This is a genomic window from Novosphingobium hassiacum (assembly GCF_014196055.1).
Classification (GTDB): Bacteria; Pseudomonadota; Alphaproteobacteria; order Sphingomonadales; family Sphingomonadaceae; genus Novosphingobium; species Novosphingobium hassiacum.
Map to the genome: position 1 here is coordinate 409182 of NZ_JACICY010000003.1, position 22500 is coordinate 431681.

Here is a 22500-nt window from a genome sequence, read left to right on the forward strand (position 1 = left end):
TACGTCGTCTTAACGCTGACGGAGCATTACGCCAGTTTCCACTCCCAGCCCAGCGGATCGCCGTCCATCGCCTCAACGCCTTTGGCCGCGAGTTCATCGCGAAGCGCGTCAGAGCGGGCAAAATCCTTTGCGGCACGGGCTTCCCTGCGCGCGTCCAAAGTAGCGGCAATATCCGCTTCGTCGACGTCCACGTCCTTCGGCTTGATCCGCAGATCGGTGCGCTCGAGCGTCAGCACGCCCAGCCCCAGCACCGCGTCCATCATGCCGAGCGCGGCCAGCTTCTCCGCCGGTTCGACCTTCTTGAGCGCCAGTACCTCGTCGAACACAGTCAGCGCGACTGCGGTGTTCAGATCGTCCGAAACTGCGGCATCGAACCGTTCGAGGAACGGCGCGAAACGTGGCCCCGGTTGGACTTCGCCTGTCTCAGCGCGCTCCTTCAGTTGCGCAACCGCCATCACCATCCGCTTCAACCGCGTCAGCGCCGCACCCAGCCCCTCCCACGAGAACTCCAGCTCGCTACGGTAATGCGCCTGCAGGCACATCATGCGGTAGGCGAGCGGGTGATAGCCCTTGTCGATCAGCAGTTGCAGCCGCAGGAATTCGCCCGACGACTTGCTCATCTTGCCGGAGCGCTCGACGAGGAAGTTGTTGTGCATCCACACCCGCGCGCCCGAATTGGCGGGTACGTCGAGGCCGTTGGTGCAGCAGAACGCCTGGTTCTGTGCGATTTCGTTGGGGTGATGGATCTCGCGGTGATCGATGCCGCCGGTGTGAATGTCGAACGGAAAGCCGAGCACTTCGCCCGACATCACCGAGCATTCGAGATGCCAGCCCGGAGCGCCCTTGCCCCACGGTGAGTCCCACTCCATCTGGCGCTTTTCACCGGCTGGGGTCTTGCGCCAGATCGCGAAGTCGGCCGCGTTGCGCTTGCCCTCGACCGCATCGATCCGGCCTTCCCCATCGTCGGTCTGGGCGCGCGCCAACCGCCCATAATCCGCCACGGTCGAGACGTCGAAATAGAGCCCGCTGTCGAGTTCGTAGCAGTGCTTGTCCGCAATCCCCGCAGCGAACGCGATCATCTGCGCAACGTAATCCGTCGCCACGGTCCACTGCGCCGGCTGGCGGATGTTCAGCGCGCGCACGTCGGCCCAGTAGGCCTGCTTGTAGTGTTCGGCGATGTCCCAGATCGATTGCTGCTTGGCAGCCGCCATCCGCTCCATCTTGTCCTCGCCCGCATCCGCATCGTCGGTCAGGTGGCCGACATCGGTGATGTTGATGACGTGGGTCAGCTTGTAACCCTTGAACGACAGCGCCCGTCCGAGCACGTCGGCAAAGACATAGGCGCGCATGTTGCCGATATGCGGGTAGTTGTAGACCGTCGGCCCGCATGAATAGACCCGCGCCTCGCCGGGATGGACCGGCTCGAACGCCTCGACCGCGCGGGTCAGGCTGTTGAACAGCTTCAGCGGCGCGGACGCAGCGACGGAGGGCAAATGCGAGGTCGTCATGACCCCAGCCCTTGCCCCGTGCGCCTGCGTCCGGTCAAGCTATTCGCCCGGTTGCTCCTCTCCGAGCATATCGTCATTGCCCGTGCCCGTCACCGGCTCGTCGATCAGCGGCTCGAACCCGGCGGGCGCAATCTGGTTGAGCTGGATCAGCGGGCTCTGCATGAAGCTGTCAATCACCACCAGCGCACTGTCTTCCGGTGCTTCGTCCAGTACCTCCTCGATCACGTCACGCGTATTGATCGCACTAAACGGCTCCTCGATGATCGGCTCCTCGACCGGGTCGACGCCGCAAGCCTCGACATTGGCGACGACGCAGCCATTGACCGATGAAAGCGCGGTCAGATCCTCGTTGAAACCGATCACGCCGATCGCGTCGATGCCCGTTGCACCGCCCACCGTGCCGTTGATCACGACATCGAGCGTCCCGCCATCACGGCTGTCTATCGAAAGGTTGGTCGCCACCAGCCCGCGCCGATCCGCGAACTCGGTGCTGGCAGACGTGTTCTGAATGTAGACCTTGCGGTCAGACCGCAGCGAAATCGTCTCGGCCTCGACCAGAGTACGATCGGCAGTCACCCCGTCGTTCTTCGAAAGCCGCTCGGTGATCGGCGCGGTGTCCGTCACATTGGCAATGTCCGCCGACGCCTGCGCCGTCACCATTGCGACGCTGCCGCCCGAGAGCGAAAGCGTACCTGCCCGCGCCTGCCCTTCGAGCAGCCGGATCGACCCCGTCGTCGCATCAAGCGCGATGGCCTGCCCGCTATTCACCGCCAGCGTGTTGCCGGCCGCGTTGCTCATGGTCACCCCGCCGACGAACGTGATCGGGCCTTGTGCTGCCAGCGCCAACCGCCCCGTCTGTCCGATCTGCCCCGGCGTGGTCCCTGCCTGGGCGACGACTGACAAGTCGCCGACCCTGATCGCACTTCCACCCTGCACCAGCAGGTCGCCGCCCGATTGGATGCGCGAAAATTCGCCTTGCGAAACAGTGTAGCCGCCACTGGCATCGGTACGCGCATTGTCGCCGAGATAGGTGACGCCCTGCCCCGAGTTGATCAGTTCGATCGATGTCGTATGCGCGGCTTCGCCAAGCTGGCCGGTCGTGCCGATGCCGAGATCGGTCGATGACAACGCCATCGTCTTGCCGGTGGCCAGCCCATTGAGGATGATCGTCCGGCCAGCGTTCGCAATGAAAGCATTCGCAGCATCGGCGACGCTGTCGATCCGGATATCGCGCGCTGCCTCGATTCGGATATCGCCCTGGCCGATCACTCCCGAAACCGCAGTCGCTTGTGGCCGTAGGCTGTCGCTCGACGCACTGGCGTAGCCTGCCGACACGCGCGTCACAGTAACATCGCTGGTTATCGAGCGCAGAAGGACATCGCCGCGCGCGTTGATGGTCTGCCCCAATATCGAGCCGTTCGCGATGACTTCGATATTTCCGTTCGATGCATTGATCGTACTGATCTGCAGAGCACCCGGCGAGGTCAGGCTGACGGCGTCGGCCGAAACCGAGACAAGGCCGCTGGCGACAAGCGCCGCGACATTGACCACGCCGCTTGATCCCAGCGACACCGCTGCGCCTGTCAGGCTGCCAAGCGTCAGGTCTTCGCCAGAGAAGATCGACACGTCGCCTGCCGCTGTAATCGCGCCACTCGACAGTGACGACACGTTGGCATCGAAACGCCCACCGGCCGATGCGGTCGTGAACGTCAACGCGCCCGCATCCAGACCGATGTTGCCCGTTGCGGACAGCGCGCCCGTGGTTACTGGGCCGCTTGCCGAAATGCGGATCGCTCCGTTGCGAGCAGTCACGTCTCCACCCGCAACCGACCGAGCGGCTACGGAAACCGACCCGCCATCAAGCTTCGTGAAGCCCACAGAACCGCCCGACGACACTGCAAGCGCCCCGACCGAAGTGATTGTGCCACCTGCGACGTTGCCTGTCGTGGTAATCGAACTGATCCCGCGCGAGGTGATCGTGTCGAAGGTGAGCGAACCCGTCGTCACGTTGATCGCTGAGCCCGAGGCCGTACCGAAGCGGGCCGCGCCAGCGCTGGTGACCGAAACGCCCGCCCCGGCGGTCAGCGCGTTTGCCGCAACGCTCGACCCTGCCAGAGCAATCGCCATGCCAGCATCAACGCTAGCGACCGAAAGCGGCCCCGTCGCGGCGATGTTCGATGATCCCGTGCTCCGCACCGAACCGCCCAGCACCGATCCGGCCTTGACCCCGATCGTGTTGCCGTTGAGCGCATCGAACCGCAAATCACCCGCGTCGATGGTCAGGGCCTGCCCTGCGGTTGCCGTGCCGAGCGTCGCCGCACCGGGTGCCGTCACGCTGAGGTTGCCTACCGCCGAAAGCGATGGTGCAACCAGGCTGGCCGATGACACCGACAGGTTGGCACCTGCCCGCGCCGCATCGGTCAGGATCACCGCGTTAGCAACGGTCAACGACAGATCCGTGCCCGCCACCAGCGCACCAGAACGCATGCTTGCGGCGTTGATCGTCATGGTCGAGCCAGAGGACGCCGACGTCAGCGTCAGCGCGCCGGTTGCCGTGATATCGAGGCCGGTTCCGGCGGACGCCGTTCCGCCGGTAATCGTGCCGCCGGCAAGGTTGACAGCATCAGCCGCAGTGATCGCGTCGAACGTCAGCAGCGCAGGATCGATCGTCACCGACCCACCTGTCGAAGCAACCGTGCCCAAGGCGGCGGTGTTGACTACCGTCAGGCTCAGATCGCCCGCCGACTGCAGTTGTTGTGCCGAAAGGTCGTCTGCATCGACCGTCAGGGTGCCACCTGCAACGGCCGCCATGCCTGAGACCGAGCCCCCTTCGATCGACACGTCGCCTGCCACATTCAGCGCACCGAATGTCACGGTCGGCGCAGACAGATCCAGATTGAGTACGTTCTGCGTTGCCGAAAGATCGAGCAAGCCACCGGCAGTCAGGAGCGCGCTCTTGCCGCCAAGGGCGATGCTGCCGATCACGAGGTCATCCCGCGCGCCGATATCGGCGTCGGTGCCCAGCGTCAGTTGTCCGACGCGCAACGATCCCGGCGCCCGGAACGAGCCTTCTGTAACTCCGCCGACGAGACTGGCGGTTGTAAGCTCACGCGCGGCGCTGATCGACGCTGCATCGATGTCACCACCGAAGGTCAATCCGACATCGTCGAACGTCGCCTCGATAGCACCGCTGCCGGTAAGCGAGCCCGCTCCCGAAAGCGCAACCGTCCCGCCGCGCACGAGCGCGCCTGCGCCAAGCGCGATGTCACCTTGCGCCGAAGCGATGTTTACCGAGTTGACCGCGAGCACTTGTGCCGCCGGGTCGAGAGCGATGCGACCCAACGCGGATATGCCCACGTTTCGCCCGGACAGGCTTCCGGTTGCCAGCACGTCCAGCGGGCTGATGCCGCCCTTGCCGATCAGGATGTTGCCCGACGTCGTTGCACTGCCGATGCAGATCGCACCCTCCAGACACGCAGGGTCGAGCCGTCCGCCGTCGTCGCCACGCGGATCGGTCAACGCCAGTTGCCCGGTGACATCGGCGCGGAGCTGATTAGCGAAAAACGTTGCAAACCGCGCGTCGATCGCCGCGCCCGACAGATCGATCGCACCGCTGTTGGAATTCACGGTCGTACCGCTGCCGAACGAGACCGTCGCGATATCGCCGATGGCGAGAGTGTAAGCGATATCGACCGCGCCAGCCCGGAATGAGATCGAGCTGGGTTCGAAGGTTTGATCGGTGTTTGCCTCGATCAGGTTACCTGCGCCCACGGCAATGTCGTTACCGCTGAAGAATGTGAGCTCGGCGCGCGCAGAGATCGTATTGCCATCTGTGACCGTGATGCCGCCACCGCTGACGAAGTTCGCACCGTGGGCGCTGTCGAACAGCCCGCCGCCTTCGACCTCGCCCAGCGTCAGCGTGGCGGGCTGGTAGAAGATCTCTCCGTCTTCGACGGCCCCCGCCGCGACGTTGATCTGGCCTCCGGTCGCATTGCGCACGGTGACATCGCCTGCGCCACGGACGAGCACATCGCCATTGGAGAAATACCCGCTGCCGCGTTCGCCGCTAATCGTGCCTGACGCGTATATGTCGACCGACCCAAGGCCCGCGATGAATGCCGGTCCGGTCAGGTTGAAATCGCCCTCCGCCAGGGCCCTGAGCTGCGAAGTGGCATGAACGGGCGCGCAAGTTTCGTTCGGACAATCGACGCTGGCGATGTCGATCGATCCGCTGCTGATCAGGTTGATGGTGTCGGCGCTGAGTTGGCCACCATTGTTGCCGGTGATCGTCAGCCCAAGGGGTGCCGAGATGTCGGCAAGCCCGCCGACCAGAACGCCCGCGCTGCCATTCGTGGTCACCGACACAAACCCTGCCGCCTGCACCAGCAGGTCGGAATCGACCTCGATCGGTCCCGATACGGCGGTGACGGTAACGTTCGATCCCTCAACCGGAATGCCGGTAGCATTGATAGCAAGGCGTGAGAACCGCATCGCGCCACTGGCTTGCGAGCTTTGCGCCAGCAGATCGACTTTGCCTCCGGCTCCGCCAAAAGCAAACCCGTCGAACACGATCTGGCTGGTAACATCGATCGATGCAGCGCCGATCTGCATCCGCCCCGTATCGCCACCTTCGTCGTCACCCGAGGTAAACGACACATCGCCGCCGAACGGCAAGGCAAAATTGCGTTGGCCCTGCGCTCCGAACCCTGCCGGCCCGTTACCGGGAGAACCCGGCCCCGTCGTGATTTGGGTGAAGCCGCGCGCCGCCACATCGAGCGTTCCGACCGTCAGCGCGCCGCCGATAGCGTTGAAGGCAACCGTGCCTCCGACGCCCGGCGCTGTGATGCCCGCATCGCCGCCATTGCCACCGAGCGTGTTGGGCGCGGTCGTGCTTGCGCCGTTGCCACCGCGACCACCCGATCCGCCAAAGCCATTGGCCATGATGAACGTGGTTCCGGCAGCGGCTATTTCCGCTTCGCCCGACGCATTGGCTGCAAGCGCAATGCCTCCCCCTTGGCCAAGACCGCCCACGCCGCCGGCACCGCCGTCCCCACCGGATCCCGCCAGCGCCGCAGAACCGCGTCCGCCAGAACCGCCCATGCCATTCGCCATCAGATCAATGCGGACAGCATCAGGCGCGAGCGTCAGTAGCGCTTCATCGTCAGCCTGGATCGTGATCGCTCCGCCAACTCCGGAACCACCAGCGCTGCCGATCGATCCGTCACCGGTCGCAAGATTGTTTCCGACGCTGCTTGCGCCGTCTCCGCCTGAACCATTCGCCGTGACCGTCAGCGCCGAAACAGTAAGCGACGATCCGATGCCGGCCGTGGTCAAGCTGACCGAACCACCCGTGCCGTCACCGCCAATGCCTCCGATCGAAGGGCCGGTCTGGACGCTGGATACATTACCCAGTCGACCACCATCGCCACCGAATCCGTCGGCGGCGATGGTCACTGCGCCAAACGTCAGATCGCCGCCACTTTCGGCACGACCGATGAAGTTGCCACCAACCGCCGCGCCACCGGCACCGCCGTTGCCCACCGCGTTCTGCTCGAAGACGGTAGCGTTGCCCGCCAGTCCGCCATCGCCGCCGAATCCACCAACATCATGGTTCTCGGGATTGGTCTGGCCGGGCACGCCCAGCCGTGCAAGGTTCGATGCGAGGTAGGAGATCGTCCCGCCGCTTCCCACGCCACCCGCGCCACCGTTTCCGGCTGCATCGAGTTGTGTGGACCCTGAGCCACCTTCACCGCCGCTACCTGCCTGGCCACGCGCGCTGAGCGCCTGATTGCTGAGGCTCAGCCGCGTGCCGACGCCGTCCGCGACGATGTTTGCGCTGCCTCCGGTACCATTGCCGCCAGCGCCGCCATTCCCGTCGAGGTTGCCGTTGCCCCCGGCTCCGCCGGTTCCCGTTGCCGAAACCTGCGGCGCGACGAGGTCGGTGATCCCGCCGACTGCGCGGATTGTGGCCGAGCCGCCGGTCCCGGCGCCACCTGCGCCACCGATACGCCCGCTTTCGCCAGCCTGCCCGATCCCATTGGCGATTATCGTCGTGATGCGATCGTTGTCCGAGGAGGTCAGGCTGTCGAACGCGGTGCCGATTTCGAACGCAGCACTGCCGCCCGTCCCGCTTCCGCCCGCGCCGGCACGGTTGGCGTCACTGGAGATGCGTTGCGCGTCATTGCCCGCCAAGCCGCCCCGACCGTTGGCGTTGATGTCGAGCCGCGTGGCATCGAATGCGCCTGAAGCGAAGCTGGCCGTCGCGTTACCGCCGAACCCGGCTCCGCCCGAACCGGAATTCGCGATCTCGTCGGATTCGATGTAGGCTGCACCACCCGCACCGCCCTCGCCGATTGCGTTGATGGTCACCGCAAGCGATACTGCGTTGCTGTCCGCAGCGTCGAGCAGTGAACCGCCGTTTACGCTCAGCAGCGCATCTCCACCCCGCCCGGTGCCGCCGTTACCGGCGCTGCCGTTGTCGTAGAACAGATCACCGCCATTGCCGAAATACGCGACATAGCCGTTTCCGTAATCGATCGACTTGTTGCCGTTTGCCTCAACTGAAAGCGTATCCGAATACAGCGTTCCGCCGGTCAGGCCGACCGATGCCGACCCCCCGAAGCCATCGCCGCCGTTGCCGCCGTCGATGCCCAGGTAGCTGTCGAATTGCGCGCCGTTGCCACCGACGCCCGAGGCCGAAACACGCAGTGTGTTGATCGTTGCCGTGCCGCCAGATTGCGTGAACGAAGCCGTGCCCCCTCCCCCTTCGCCACCCTTGGCCGGGCTGAAGCCTTCGACGCTGCGGCCTTCGCCGCCTTCACCATCGGCGCGCACCGACAGATCGGTTGCCGTAAGGTTACCGCTCTCGATGGAATAGGTTGCCGTCCCGCCAATGCCTGCGCCGCCACCGGCCCCGCTGCTGGCCTGACTATTGAAACTCTTGCCTTCGCCGCCTCTGGACCCGAAACCGAGGCTCTCGGCAATGAAGGTATCGACGGTGACGCTCGAATTCGCTCCACGTTGAACAATCGTGGTCGTGCCGCCGCGGCCCGTGCCCGTCAGACCCGATCCGCTATCGCGAAATCCTGCAGTTCCGGTTGAGGAAGCGCTGAAATAGCCTGTGCCGATCGCCCCGTCATCGATCACGACATCGATATTGCCGCCTGTGCCATTGCCCGCATCGGCACCGTTGCCGCCATAACCGTCAGTGTTGAGATAAACCGAGTTGGCCACATCGAGCGCGCCGCCATTGACGACCGACAACGACATGTTGCCCGCCAGTGCGCTCGCCCCGGTTCCGGTGCCTCGCGCCGAACTGTAGGCATAGACGCTGCTGCCGGTCAGCGTACTGTCATCGAGCGAGATCGCGATGTTTGCGCTCTTCTGGATGCCGATGCCGTTTCCGCCGCTCGCTTCGAGCGAAAGGTAGCCGTCGCCCAAGTCTAGCGTCGAGCCATTGGTCAGCGACACGCGCACGGTGTTGGGCAAGGTCAGCGTGCCATACGCCGACGATCGCAGACCGATGTAGCCATAGATGCCACCGCCGGAAACCAGATCCGCATTGTCCAGCGACAGTCCGACATCGCCCTGCGTCACCAAGCCGCCGCTCTCGGCAAAAGCGTAGCTATTGGCGTTCAGGGAACCGGTGGAAAAGCCTTCGCTGTCGCTATTGGCAAAGCTGAAACCGATCTTTCCCGTGGTCGCCTGCTGAGGTGCTGAATTGACCCCCAGGCTTGCCTGCGCGCTGGTGGAGAGATTGATGTTGGATGCCGAAAGGAATCCGCCATCGACCGAGAATTCGACAGCGCCAGATTGTGACGCAGATCCGGCCACCGGCAACTGCGGTGCCGAGAACCCGGCGGTTCCGGCGTTGGAAGTCAGTTGGACCGGCCCAAGGTCGATCTGGCGGGTCGGCGAGGTCGGCTGATCCTGCAATGCCGAGAACAAGACGCTTCCCGCCGTGGCCTTGCCCGCCGACAAGGCGCCTACGCCCCCGGTCGCGATCGACTGCAGGGTCATTTCGCCGCCGACGCTGAAGTCCGCGTCGCGCACGATCACATGAACATCGCCTGACGCCGCGTCGGAGCCAACGCTGTCGGCCAGCAACACATCGCCGTTGTCCGGATCGACCTGAATCAGCCCTTCGGCGACTGTGCTCGCAGTAAAGTCGCCATCGACAACGAACGCGCTGCCGCTGCCGACGTTGACCGTAATCGCGCCGGACGTGACGGCATTGCTCGTCCGCAGATCGAGCGCACCGCCCACAGTCAGATCGTTGCCACCAGACGCATCGACCTTGATATCCCCTTGCGCCTTGAGGAATGCGTCAGCCCCAAACGTCACGTCGGCAGCTGTGGCGTCTATCCCGATTCCGCCCGAGGCCGCGCCGTTCACGACGTTGGACGCGTTAAGTCCCTGGACCAGCAGCGAAGCGTTGGTTCCGACCGCACTGTCCAGATCGATCGAGCCGCCAAGGACGTTGCGGCCAGCCGAAAGCACGATCGAGCCATCGGTCTCGCTCGAAGCCGAAACCGCCGCGTCGTAGCCCAGCGACCCGGCAACCACTGCGGTCATTGCCTGGTTTTTCGGCACGGCCACCAGATAGATGCGATGGTTCGGGTCGGACAGACTACCCGCAGGACCACCTGTGGTGCCGGTGTGTGAGATTCCGGTCGTGTCGCTCGACCCGCTATCCACGACGATGTCGAACAGGCCGTTGTTGATCGTCATCGTTGCCGCTTCGGCTGCGACATAGGCAGCCGAGCCATCGACGCGCACGGTCCCGCCTTGCGACACCTTGGGCGCAACCAGCGCAACGTAGCTGCCGGTTGCAAGATCGGCGTTAATCCGGGCCTGGTTGCTGATCGTGACGGACGACGTCGGAACCGTCGCCGCACCGAAACGGATCTCACCCTTGTCACCGAAAAGGCGCGAGACCGTGTCCGTCGCGGAGTCCACCGTGATCGGCAACGACGTCAGCACCAGACTGCCCACGTTGAACACGCCGTTCGCACCGACGACCCAGCCGCCGGGATTGTAGAACCAGACCTTGCCGCCACTGTCCGATTGCACGAGGCCGGAAATCGACAGTGGCCCACCCGAAACAGCCGACGTCACGCGGTTGAGAACGGTGTAATCGCCGTCGCGGCTGAACCGCAACGTGGAGCCTTCGGGCAGGAATACGCCCGACGCACTGGTCGACGTCCAATCGAGCAAAGCCTCGGGCGCCGATACATTGACCGTGTCGGTGCCCGGGACCGTGCGGTCCACGTTTTCGATACCGAACTGGATCGTAGGCGTGCCGATCACGGCCTGAGCGCGGACGTGCGTCGGCCCGGCCAGAAACGCCAGCGCCGCAGCGCCGGCCGATACGCCCGCCAATAGTCGGCTCATCGCGGATTTATGACGCGGTTGCGCTCGCACAACCTCATGCCGCACCGGCTTGCGCAACCAGGCCTCCGTCGCAATGATGTGACCGCTGCGCGAAATCGTGACCTGCCTGTGCATCGTCGCCTCCGTCATTACAGCCTCCACGGGAGAAGCTGGAACGAGAGATTGAGCATGAACCGGGCCTTGCCCTTGACGTTCGTACCGAGGGTTTCGCGGAGCGGCACGGCCACCCCGACGTCGAGTCTGATTGCGTCATGGATGGCGGCGCGCAAACCGCCGCCGACCGAGACGATCTTGTCCGGATCATTCGGTGTGCCGCTATCGTGGTTCCACACCCAGGCCGCATCGACAAAGCCATACGGCTGGAGCGCGTTGCCGCCCGCCACGCGCGGGATCAGCGATCCGATGCGCACTTCGCCGCGCACACCGACGCCGCTGTCGCCGATGATCGCGCCGGGGTCGTATCCGCGCCCGATGGTGTAGTTACCGCCCGAGAATTCCTCGTACGACAGCAGCCTGTCCGGCGAATACTGCGCGCGCGGTTGCAGGCTCAACGTCAACGCCCGCACCGGCCGATAGTCGAACACACCGCTTGCGCGCACGACGAAACCCTTGGCCGTGCCCTCCACGCGGCTCGGCGTCACCCTGCCCGGGACCAGCACCGGGCAACCCGCTCCCGAGCACCCATTGGTCGCATCCCAGATGTTCAGCCCTTGCCGAACCTCGGTTACCATCCCCCACGACCAGTGCGGTTCGAAAGGCGTGAACCCGTCGCGGCCGGTTAGGCTCGCTTTCGACACGCCGCTGGTTTCAACACGTCCGTAGAGCACGCGCAGACGATCGCGCGTCAGCGGGATGTTGCCGAAATCGAGATCCTGGTTTGCGATTTGTCCGCCCAGGGCAATCGACAGATTGTACGATTGCGAGCGCACCACCGGATAGGCGCCCTCCAAGGAGGCCGACAGCGTGCGCGAATGAAAATCCGACGCAGCACCGGTCACCGCCGGATTGGTCCAGCCGTACGTGAAATCGCCGTGGAGCATGAGTCCTTCACCACCCAGACGCATGTCATGGCCGATCTGCAACACCTTCTGCTCGTCAAGATCGGTCGTGGTGAAGAAGCTCAACGTGGTCGCATCGCCAAGCCCGGTCAGGCCATTGAGCTGCGCGCGGGCCAGCAGGTTGTAACGGCCCACGCTGCGCGAACCGTAGTTCTGCAGGCCCAGTTCGGCATAGACCGGCACCCGCCGCACTGACACTTCACCGACTACTTCGCCGGGCGAGCCCTCGATCGGCCGCAGCGCAAGCCGCACGTCGAGGCCCGGGACGTCCTTGGCCAACAGCAGATAGCGCTCGGCCGTATGTGTGTTGAAGACAGGGTCCTGCGTCAGCTTGTTGAGATACCTCAGAAGGATGCCTTCCGAGGCCCCGGGATCACCCTTGATCTGTACACGGGCAAGATGGGCGAGCAGCACGTCCAGCTTGACCGCGCCGCTTTCGATCTTCTGCGGCGGAACCTGCACCGCGGCGAGATAGCCCGCCTGACGCAGGGCAGTGGCCGCCCGGTCGCGAATTTCGCAGATCACCGAGACCGGCTGCTCGGTGCCGATGTATTCGGCGTAGCTGCCGCTCAGGTCGAAGCCCGGCAGGTCACTCATTCCGCCGAAGCTGACCGATGTCAATTTCAGGCGGATACCGGCAAAATCGGGCGATGCCAGCGGGCACGGCGCGCGCTCGACTTCGGAGGTGTCGACAGAAACCGGGCCACTGCGGCTCAAGGTTCCTTCGGCAACCCCACGCTCGACCGATTCGCGCGTCGGCGGCTGCGCGCCGACCGGAGGCGTAGCTTGAGCAAATGCGAGATTGCCCCACAGGCACGCCGACGTGGCGAGAGCCAGCGCGGCGACGCGCCCCCCTCGCAGTTTTGGACGTCGCACTCGTTCAGGGCCGAGCAGGCCCCGGATCGAGACTTCGGAAATAACCCCTGAACGGGGCCGCGCTGCATACCGATCGGCCATTCGACTCGAAACTCCATCAGGCGCGACCCGTGATGTACAAGTCCCTTAGGCTTATTTTTGCCTCATTTTCCAAGGAAAAATGCTGCGGGGAAGAGCGTTAAGGCGCTTCCTGCGCAGTGTCCTCCTCATCGAGCGTCGCTGCGAGCCAATCGAACTGCGCGCGACAGCCATTGTCCAGCAACAAAGTGCCGAGCGAGGCCGCATCGGCCGGAATCACTTCGGGCTCGATCATCACGATCCGGAATTCCGCTACGGTGTCGGGCGTCGCCTCGTCATAGATACGATAGGTGCGGCCTTCCTGCGGCGCCAGCATGGTCTTGGGCCAGGCAATGCCGACAGTCTTTGGCGGCCACTGCATCCGCACCATTTCGCCGCCGGTTGCCTCGGTCAGCCAGGTGAAGCTGCGCTTGGTACCCTTGCCGCGCCACAGATAGAGGTCGCTACCGCGCGGAACGCAGACGTTACCGCCCTGATCGGTGTCCGCCAGCCAGATGCTGACCGGCATCACGCTCTCACCCGAAGTGTCGCCCGCGCCGCGCACGGCCCCTGCCCGCACCGACGCCGGATTGCTGAGCGATCGCGCCAGCAATGCCGCACCGCTGCGATCGCGGTTCACCGTGCCGTTGAGCACGAACGAACCCGCTCCGCGTAAAACCCGCGTCCCGGCCTTGTCGAGCACCGTCACCACGTCGCCCTGCTTCAGCACCACCGTTTCGGAGGCCGCCAGTCGTTTGCCTTTGGGATAACCCACGGCAGAAGGCCCGGTCGACCGCACGACCACGGCTTGCGCAAGGGCCTGTGCGGAAAGGCCAATGCCGATCACGGCGGCTGCACCAATCGCGAACTTGCGCGTGGTTGCCCTGTTCAGAAACCGGCCCACCTCAGCCTCCCGCCGCTACGGGCACAGCAAGGTTTGCAAGCAGGTCGAGCTGCGCCGTGCAGCCTTTTGCCGCCATCACGGCAGCGATGTCGAGTTCATCGCTCGGTACGTCGCTCAACAGCATCGTGCGAATCTTGACCGGGGCGCCGACCGCGTTGTTGAACGTGTAGCTCTGTCCATCGACCAAAGGCACGCTTGCTGATGGCCACACCTTGAGCGCACTGCCTGCGCGCCAGGCGACTTCGGCAGTGCTGCCGTCCTGCGACAACAGCTTGCCCGTGCCGTCCTCGGTCTTGGCCGGGCGCCACAGCACGACTGTCGCCGGATCGGCCACGCAATAGGTGCCGCCCTTGCTGACGTCGATATACCACACGTTTTCCGGCCCCGTCGGCGCAGGTGCGACCGGCCCCGTCAGGGCACCGCGCACCGCTCCGGTACGAGTCCGCGCGCCACCGCCGCGCGCCATCATCGTCGCCAGCGCAGTCCCGCCCGGCGCTGCGTCGCGGTTGACCGCACCGTTCAGCGCGAACGTGCCCGGTCCTGACAGAACCCGCGTGCCCGACTTGTCGAGGACAGTCACATGATCCCCGGCCTTGAGGACGACCGATGCGCCAGCGGGTAGCTTCTTGCCCTGTGCATACATACCCGCCGAAGGTCCGGTCGAGCGGACGACCACCGATTGTGCCGATGCACCTTGTGCAATGGCCAGGCTGGCAACGCCTGCCAGCCCTGCAATCAAGGCCCTCGCGGCCCTGCGTTCAACCAAGAACATAACTCTCTCCCTTGTGCGTCTGCCGCAATCTCTGGATCAAATTGATCATCGCGTCGTCGTCATGCGCCGATTCGAGGACCTTGTCTGTGAGTGCGTGCACTCGTTCCTCTTCTCCGGCTGAATGTGCGGCAACAGCTTCGTTGGCAAGGCCGCGCAGCGCTGGGGGCATGTCCGGTACCGGCTCGAACACCTCTACCGGAGTGCGCCGCCCGCGCAGGGTGACCGTGCCCATCGGCCGGAACCAGTCGAGGCCCGACCGTTCCGCTGCCTCCCGGCTGACCAGCACCGTCGTGTCGAGCGGCTTGTTCGCGCCCTCCAGGCGGGCCGCAGTGTTCATGGCGTCGCCAAGCGCGGTGTACTGCATCCGCCCTTCCCCGCCGAAATTGCCGACCACGGCCTCGCCATAATGCAGGCCGACTCGGGTGCGGCCGATCGGCGGCGCGCCCTCGGGCACCGATCTGCGGAAAGCCTCGCCAGCCAGATACATCGCGTGCGCTGCCCTGACCGCGCGCTCGCCATCGTCAGGGTACGCGATCGGTGCGCCCCAGAACGCGACGACCGCATCGCCGACAAACTTGTCGAGCGTGCCGCCATACTGCAGGACCACAGCGCTCAACCGGTCCAGATAATCGTTCAGAAGTCGTGCAATCATCTCCGGCTCGACCGCATGAGTCAGCTTGGTGAAGCCTTCCAGATCGCTGAACAGGCAGAATATCTCGCGCTTTTCGCCATGCAGCGACAGCCGATCCGGGTTGCGCATGATTTCGGCCGCGACCGAACGCGGCAGATATTTGCCCAGTGCGCCCTGCGCAAACTCGCGCTGCGCCGCATTGATCGCGCGAAGGCTCGAACTGATGGCGGTGTAGGCAATCAGCCACCCGACCAGCCACCCGGTCGCAGGCAACCCCAGTGTGTCGTACCCTGCCCGCTCGATCACGAATGGAACCGCCAGAAAAGCCGCGAACTGGCCGATAACCGCCAGCGCCAGCACCCACGTGCGGACCTGAAGCAGCGCGGTCGCAGCGCCTAATCCGACCGCGATCAACGCCGCGAGCACCCGCGCCCATTCGGCAGGCGGGGCTTTCCAGGCCTTGTCGAGAAGCTGCGCGAGCATTGAGGCATGCACTTCGACGCCGATCATCCGCGTCTCGCCGGTCACCGGATTGCCCGTGCGCGTGAACGGCGTGTCGAATTGGTCGAAGTCCGAAAAATCGCCGCCGATCAGGACGTAGCGCCCCTTGACCACATCGGCGACCAACGGCGCGGTCTCCGGGTCGGCGAGCAGGTCGATCGGGATCTTGTCGAAAACCGGCCTGTCGCTTGCCGTCGGCACGCGATAGCGGATCGGCCCAGTATAGGACGCGAACCGCCCGTCCGCATCTGCCCCGTCATTGGTTAGCGCGAGTGACAGCAGCGGTGGCAACCCGGCATATTGGCGCGGCCAGCGCCGCGCGACACCATCAGAATCGGTCTCGAGCAGAATACTTGCAGGCTTGACCATTGCGGTCCGCGCGCTCGCCATGAACGCCTTGAGATCCTGCTCCTGCTCGTAAGTGATCGCCTCAGGATTGGTGCGATTGTCGGCGTAGGCGAGGTAGACCGGCGTTTTCATCGCCTTGAGCGAGGCGCGCAACACCTCGTCATCGTCCTGCGGGCTGTCGAACAGCACGTCGATACCCACGCCTTTGGCACCCAACGCATCGATCTGCGTCAGCGCCTTGGCCAGGATCGTGCGGTCTACGGGCGAGATCTGGCCCGTGGCGCGGTTGGTATCGGCAGTATAGACGACCAGCGTCACCCGCTTGTCGGTATCGGTCGGCGGCGCAAAGTTGGCGGCGCGAATATCGTACAGCGCGGATTCGGCATCGCGGAGCAGTGGCAACCGCCAGGAATTGAACGCAAAATACAGCGCCAGGCACAGCAGCAGGATTGCCACGCCGACTCTTTGCCAACCCAGCTGCCGGAAGCTTCGCCGGGCGGACCTGCCGATTTCACTCGGGCCCGAGCTTAGCGCCTTGACCTGCTCCCCCATCCCCTAGTTCCTCTTGTCCCCGCCAACGCCGTCGACCGATGCCATCCGCGCACCTCGCGACACCAGTGGCCGTGCCCCATCCCCGATCACCGCAAATCCAGCCCAATAATACGGGTGCGACGTATCCACGTCTGCCATCAGCCCCTGTTGCGCCTTGAGCAGCGCGTCGCCTGAGGATGTTCCGGCAGGTGCCTCGAACAGGCCATTGATCAACCGCTCGGTCGCGTTGAAATCATCAGGTGCAGGCCAGTGGCTCGCCAGGACCGAGCGGCTTCCCGCGCCGATGAAAGCACGCACCAGACCCTCGAGCGCCGATCCGCCGCCGCTGACGATGCCCGCATCGCGCGTTGCCGAGACGTCCGCCTGCCCCGCCGTGTCGCAGGCCGAAAGGATGACCATGTCGGCGTCGAGCTTGAGGTCGAAGATCTCCGAAAAGCTCAGCAACCCGTCCGATCCGCTCGCCCCGAACGACGTCACCAGTGCCGGACGCGCCGGACAAGTCTCCTGCGGCGGCGTGACAAGGCCATGCGTTGCAAAATGAAGTATGCGGAAGTTGTTGAGATCCGGCCGTGACTTGATCGCGGTATCCGAGAATGCGGCTCCGACCATCAGGTCGGTGCCCTGTGAGCCCAGCAGAGACCGCGCCTTGACCAGCTCGGCCTCCGAGATCGGGCGGTTCCACATCGCCAATGGCCAGTTGCAGTCCGCCATGGTCATGCCGTCCACCCCGCGTACCGATGATCGGGCCAGCGCGGCCACCGACGATACGGCCGCGTTGTGTCCAAGCCCGAGATAGGCCTCCCGCGCCATCGATCCCGGCTGCCTGCGCGCGTCCATGAACGACCGCGCCGAGACCGAGGTCGAAACGATCTTGTCCTTTGCCAGCCACTTGACCCCGCGCATGTCGAACGGGTCGCCCGCCGGGCTCGCGACTTGTGCCGCGTATGCCTTCGCCGAGGCTTCATCCGAGACAAGCACGTTGATCGGCAAGCTCAACATCGCGCCGTCGGGCTCGAAGATCAGGTGATGCGCCGCCGCCAGTTCCTGCATGACCGGCCCGAACAGCGCCTGATAAACGGCATAGGAATCTGCAGCAGCGAATTCGCCTGTCACATATTGCTTGCCGTCAAAGCGCGAGATCGAGTCCCGGATCTTCTGCACCGCTGCTTCAAGCCCATCAGCCGTCACCGTTGCGCGATAGCCAACCGCCTTGTCCTTGTTCGCAAAGAACACGAACACATCGGGGCCAAGCACCGCCATCTTGGCATAGACTTCGCCAGGCTGGAGCCCGTCCTGGAGCTCTTTTTGCCCAAGAACCCTTTGCGAAACAACGCGATACTTGGCAAACTTACTGAGCTCTATGACCGTCGATTGCTCTTGTGCCTCAAGCGCGCGGACCCGCTCTTCGGCCTCCGCTATCTCAGCCGTGCGCGCCGCTGCGTCCTCAAGCCGCTGCAATGCTGCATAGGTCATACGCGCCCGTTCGATCGCGCGCGTGAGGCTGTTCGATTGCCGGAAAAGCCTTGCCGCATCGTCGCTTCCGCCAGAAAGCTCACGTGACAAGACAGCTTGTGTTTCGGCAACGCCCGGCCGAACAAGCACTTGCGATGCCGTGAAGAACGCCTCGCTCGCTGCCGGATCGGTGGCCATCTTTTGGCTCAAGAGGTCGAACCACGGCGCCATCTGCTTCGAAAGTCCGGACAAGCCATTCTCGCGCTCGACCGAACGGGCTACCACCTCGCGATAGATTGGCTCGGCTTCCGCGGCCTTGCCATGCCGCACCAGAAACGCCGCAAGCCGCGCCTGCGTGGCAGCCATGCTCCGTGTATCCGGGTACTGCACGCTGACGATATCGACGGCCGAGCGCAGCAATGCCTCGGCATCGCCCATACGACCCTCATCCTCGGCCAGCGTGGCAAGTTCGTTCAGGAGTTGCGCGCGCATCCGCACAATCGAGACGACGCGACCGTTGCGTACTGCAATGGCCCGCGCCTGCGCCTGCTCGAGCGCTACCCGCGCTTCGGCCCGCTTGCCCAGCAGCCGCAGGGCAGTTCCCCGCAATTGAAGCGTCTGCGCATCGAGGATCACCGCCCGCTCGTCGTCGGTCAGCCGGAGATCATCTACCAGCCCCATTGCATTTGCAGTCACATCCGACGCGTTGATCCGGCGCGACACCGAAGGTGTCAGTTCAAGCGTTTCGCGCAAAGTGTTGGCCCCAGAGGCACTCGCCTGACGCAGCGGCGCACCCAATCGCTCCAGCGCCTTGTCATACTGCGCCTTGTTGAGCAGGTGAATCGCCTCGTAATTGCGGCGCAGCCGCTCGACCACGCCGCTGCCGGCCGGCAACGCCGCCGCCTGAGCGAACAAGGCATCTGCGTCGGTAAACTGGCCGAGATTGGATCGCTGCAGCCCGGCATTGACGAGGAATTCGACGCGATCGATCGGCACATCGCCTGCCGCTGCCTGGCGCTGCTCGAGCGTCTCGAAAAACGCCGCCGCCTCGGCATAGTCGCCCGAATTGTTGCGCCGGTACCCCTCGGCAAGCGCGGTCGACGGATCGAGTGTCAAAGCCTGAATGCGGGCATAGGCCTCGGAATCGTTGACCGATGTCGTCGCCACTTCGATCGGTTCGTCGATCGCTCGGTCAGCATAAATCGAGCGCAACGCAAGATCGAGCGCACCATGATACGCTGAAAAGCCTTCAACAACATACGTTGTCTTTCCGCGACTTACACTGATAACTTCATAGTCGAGTGCAGGATCGCGCCACCGGCAATCGAGCCTCATGCGGCCCGCGACAGATGCCGCCATCGCCCCGGCACAGTCCACGCTCGCCTTGCGGCGCTCGGCCAACCGGGCAAGCACGTCGTCCTGCCCCTGACGCAATGCGAAGACATGTCCGACGGGCAGCGCTGAATCCCGGCAGACAATCGCCCATGTGCGATCCATCGGGCTGCGGTTTGCCGGATCGACCGTGCGCGACTGTACCTGGCAGAGCGCCTTGCCGCCGCCCGATCCCAACGGAAAACTGTCCTTCAGCAACAACGACTCGTTGCGCGCGACTGCCGGAGTCGCGAGTGACAGCAGCGCTGCCCCCGCCATCAATGCCGCCCAAGTACCTGCTACACGAAAACGCATCGGTCCGCTCCCCGCGCCGCGACGTTGCCGCTCAGCGCTTTGCCACGAATAACTGCGATGCCCGAAGAGTCTTATGCTGTTGCGCACGCCATAGGCGCATTGCTGCCTTACTGCCAGCGGCGATACGCGCGAACCCGCAACCGGCCTTGTATCAATGCGACATCAGAAGCCTTCAAAGCCAATGACTTCGCCGATCGGAGCGCGTGGCACGGCGAAATGATTGACCGCGGCACCGGGATCACGCCATCCGATGGCCATCCCGCAGAAGAACACATGGTCTTCGGGAATCGCTATGCAGGCGCGCACCTGCTTCTGGTAAACCGCCCATGCTTCCTGCGCGCAGGAATCAAGACCCTCCTCGCGTAGCAGCAGCATCACCGTCTGCAACCACATGCCGATGTCCGACCACTGGGGCGGTCCCATGTAGCGCGGCGTGTGCACCAGCATCAGCACCGGCGCGCCGAAGCCGCGAAAGTTGTCCATGAACTGCGCCAGTCGCCCGCGCTTGTCCTCGCGTCCGATCCCGAGCGCAGCATACATCGCCTCACCAACCCCGAAACGACGCGCCTCGTAATCCCCTGCAAGCTCGACCGGGTAGAGCACATATTCCGGAGAATGCGCCGCGCGCCCTTGCGGAATGACTTCGCCCACCCCCGCGACCAGTTGCGCCAACGGCTCGCCGGTAATCACCTGCGCATTCCACGGTTGAATATTCCCACCCGAAGGTGACCGCTGGGCCTTCTCCAGCACCCGCTCGAGCACCTCGCGCGAGACCGGATCAGGCAGGAACCGCCGGACGGATCGGCGCGTAACGACTGCTTCGGTGACGGACATGGTGCTCATGGCCCGTCTGCTGCCCGGTTAATCCGAGCCGGTCAACCGCGCCTATTCGTCCTCGAACAGGTCGGCGAGTTGCTCGATGATCGTCCCGCCGAGTTGCTCGGCGTCCATGATCGTGACCGCGCGGCGATAGTAGCGCGTTACGTCATGGCCGATGCCGATGGCGACAAGTTGCACCGGCGACTGCTTCTCGATCCAGTCGATCACCTTGCGCAAGTGCTGTTCGAGGTAGCCTGCATTGTTCACCGACAGCGTCGAGTCATCGACCGGCGCGCCGTCCGAAATCACCATCATGATACGGCGATCCTCGGGCCGCGCCAGCAAGCGGCTGTGCGCCCACAGCAGCGCCTCGCCGTCGATGTTCTCCTTGAGCAAACCCTCGCGCATCATCAGGCCGAGGTTGCGGCGCGCGCGGCGCCATGGTTCATCAGCCTTCTTGTAAACAATGTGCCGCAAGTCATTGAGACGGCCCGGTTGTGCAGGCTTTCCCCCAGTCAGCCAGGATTCCCGGCTTTGCCCGCCCTTCCACGCCCGCGTCGTGAAGCCGAGTATCTCGGTCTTGACCCCGCAACGCTCCAGCGTGCGCGCCAGAATATCGGCGCTGATCGCCGCGATCGAGATCGGGCGTCCGCGCATGGATCCCGAATTGTCGATCAGCAGCGTGACGATCGTATCCTTGAACTCGACGTCGCGCTCGACCTTGTACGACAGCGAATGCCCCGGCGAGATGACCACGCGCGCGAGCCGTGCGGCATCGAGCAGGCCTTCTTCCTGATCAAAGTCCCATGACCGGTTCTGCTGCGCCATCAACCGGCGCTGCAACCGGTTGGCCAAACGCGTGACCACGCCCTGCAACCCCTTCAACTGCGTGTCGAGGTAGGCCCGCAGGCGGTTCAGCTCTTCCTCGTCGCACAGGTCAGTCGCCGCCACCACCTCATCGTACTGGTAGGTATAGGCCTTGTAATCGAAGTTCTCGGGCAGGTCGGTCCACGGCCGGTTGGGCCGGGTTGGCAACATGCCCTCCTCGCCCTCATCCGCCATGTCCGCATCGGCGGCATCGTCGTTCTGCTCGACTTCTTCTTCTGACTCCGAATCCTCGTCGCCCTCGCTGGTGTCGCCCGCGACCTCAGACGGCTGCTGCTCCTGATCGTCAGAGGTATCGGGCTGTTCCTCGCCCTCGTCCTCGTCCTGCTCGCCTTCCTCGTCCTCGTTCTCCTCGTCCTGCTCATTGGCGGACTGCGTGAGTTCGAGGTGCTGGAGCATGTCGAGCGCCAGTTGCTGGAACGCGCGCTGATCATCGAGCAATCCGCCAAGACGATCGACATCGTCGCCGACCTTGCCCTCGATCCAGCTGCGCACCATCGCCATGCCGACATCGGTGCTTGCGGGTGACGCCTGTCCCGTCAGCTTCTCGCGCACCAAAAGCGCCAGCGCCGATGGCAGCGGCACTTCCTCAGGCTTGGTCGCGCGCGCGATCGGGTCCGATGCCATGCGCATGGCCAGCGCCGCGTCCAGATTTCCCCGCATCCCGGCGAAGTCGTTAGACCCCAGCGCCTCGTAGCGTACCTGCTCCACCGCGTCATAACACGCCCGCGCCAGCGCCTCGGACGGCGCATGACGTCCGTGCAGCGCGGCATTGTGGTGCCGAAGCCGAAGCGACATCGAATCGGCATGACCGCGCGCTTCGGCAACCTGCGCCGCCGGTAGCGCACGCCCCGGCATCGGCACGCGCATCGAACTGCCCGACTGCACCGGCGCGTCAGCGGTCCACGCAACTTCAACCTCGGGATCGAGCGAGATTGCGCGCGCCGTGCCGGTCAATACCGAGCGAAAGCGGTCGAGAGGTGTTTCGTCAGCCAAAGCAAGCTTTCACAAATCACGGACCCGCGCCCCCGCGAAAGCGGGGGCCTCAGGCCCAACGC

Annotated in this window: 9 protein-coding genes; all 9 read right to left on the reverse strand. The window is 64.4% G+C overall.

Annotated features, from left to right (window positions below; genetic code table 11):
* Window positions 1-26 precede the first annotated feature (26 nt).
* The 9 genes from cysS to cobT all read right to left on the reverse strand — a co-directional run bounded on the left by cysS (window position 27) and on the right by cobT (window position 22438).
* Window positions 27-1508, reverse strand: a complete 1482-nt coding sequence (gene cysS, locus GGQ88_RS09155; protein WP_183612834.1) for a cysteine--tRNA ligase — start codon at window positions 1506-1508, stop codon at window positions 27-29.
* A gap of 39 nt (window positions 1509-1547) precedes the next feature.
* Window positions 1548-11030, reverse strand: coding sequence for a hypothetical protein (locus tag GGQ88_RS09160; RefSeq protein WP_183612835.1), 9483 nt, complete (start codon window positions 11028-11030; stop codon window positions 1548-1550).
* Complete coding sequence (locus tag GGQ88_RS09165) at window positions 11030-12916, reverse strand: ShlB/FhaC/HecB family hemolysin secretion/activation protein (RefSeq protein WP_183612836.1); 1887 nt, start codon at window positions 12914-12916, stop codon at window positions 11030-11032. The genes GGQ88_RS09160 and GGQ88_RS09165 overlap by 1 nt, the downstream gene beginning before the upstream one ends.
* 97 nt (window positions 12917-13013) lie before the next feature.
* Window positions 13014-13796 carry a hypothetical protein gene (locus GGQ88_RS09170; protein WP_183612837.1) on the reverse strand — a complete coding sequence of 261 codons (783 nt, stop codon included), beginning with the start codon at window positions 13794-13796 and terminating at the stop codon, window positions 13014-13016.
* Window position 13797: 1 nt separating this feature from the next.
* Window positions 13798-14562, reverse strand: coding sequence for a hypothetical protein (locus GGQ88_RS09175; protein WP_183612838.1), 765 nt, complete (start codon window positions 14560-14562; stop codon window positions 13798-13800).
* Window positions 14555-16600, reverse strand: coding sequence for a CHASE2 domain-containing protein (locus GGQ88_RS09180; RefSeq protein ID WP_183612839.1), 2046 nt, complete (start codon window positions 16598-16600; stop codon window positions 14555-14557). Before GGQ88_RS09180 ends, GGQ88_RS09175 begins: the two co-directional genes overlap by 8 nt.
* A 3-nt stretch (window positions 16601-16603) precedes the next feature.
* The gene (locus GGQ88_RS09185; RefSeq protein WP_183612840.1) at window positions 16604-19738 is read right to left on the reverse strand and encodes a CHAT domain-containing protein; all 3135 of its coding nucleotides are present in this window, start codon (window positions 19736-19738) and stop codon (window positions 16604-16606) included.
* Window positions 19739-19900: 162 nt separating this feature from the next.
* Window positions 19901-20581 carry a nitroreductase gene (locus GGQ88_RS09190; protein WP_221214579.1) on the reverse strand — a complete coding sequence of 227 codons (681 nt, stop codon included), beginning with the start codon at window positions 20579-20581 and terminating at the stop codon, window positions 19901-19903.
* 42 nt (window positions 20582-20623) lie between these two features.
* Window positions 20624-22438 carry a cobaltochelatase subunit CobT gene (cobT, locus tag GGQ88_RS09195; RefSeq protein WP_183612841.1) on the reverse strand — a complete coding sequence of 605 codons (1815 nt, stop codon included), beginning with the start codon at window positions 22436-22438 and terminating at the stop codon, window positions 20624-20626.
* Between the last annotated feature and the right edge of the window lie 62 nt (window positions 22439-22500).

Bases quoted from the DNA above. Each gene is read 5' to 3' on its own strand.
- GGQ88_RS09165 (WP_183612836.1), bottom strand. From the start codon at position 12,916: ATGGCCGATCGGTATGCAGCGCGGCCCCGTTCAGGGGTTATTTCCGAA.
- GGQ88_RS09160 (WP_183612835.1), bottom strand. From the start codon at position 11,030: ATGACGGAGGCGACGATGCACAGGCAGGTCACGATTTCGCGCAGCGGT.
- GGQ88_RS09180 (WP_183612839.1), bottom strand. From the start codon at position 16,600: ATGGGGGAGCAGGTCAAGGCGCTAAGCTCGGGCCCGAGTGAAATCGGC.
- GGQ88_RS09190 (WP_221214579.1), bottom strand. From the start codon at position 20,581: ATGAGCACCATGTCCGTCACCGAAGCAGTCGTTACGCGCCGATCCGTC.
- cysS (WP_183612834.1), bottom strand. From the start codon at position 1,508: ATGACGACCTCGCATTTGCCCTCCGTCGCTGCGTCCGCGCCGCTGAAG.
- GGQ88_RS09185 (WP_183612840.1), bottom strand. From the start codon at position 19,738: ATGCGTTTTCGTGTAGCAGGTACTTGGGCGGCATTGATGGCGGGGGCA.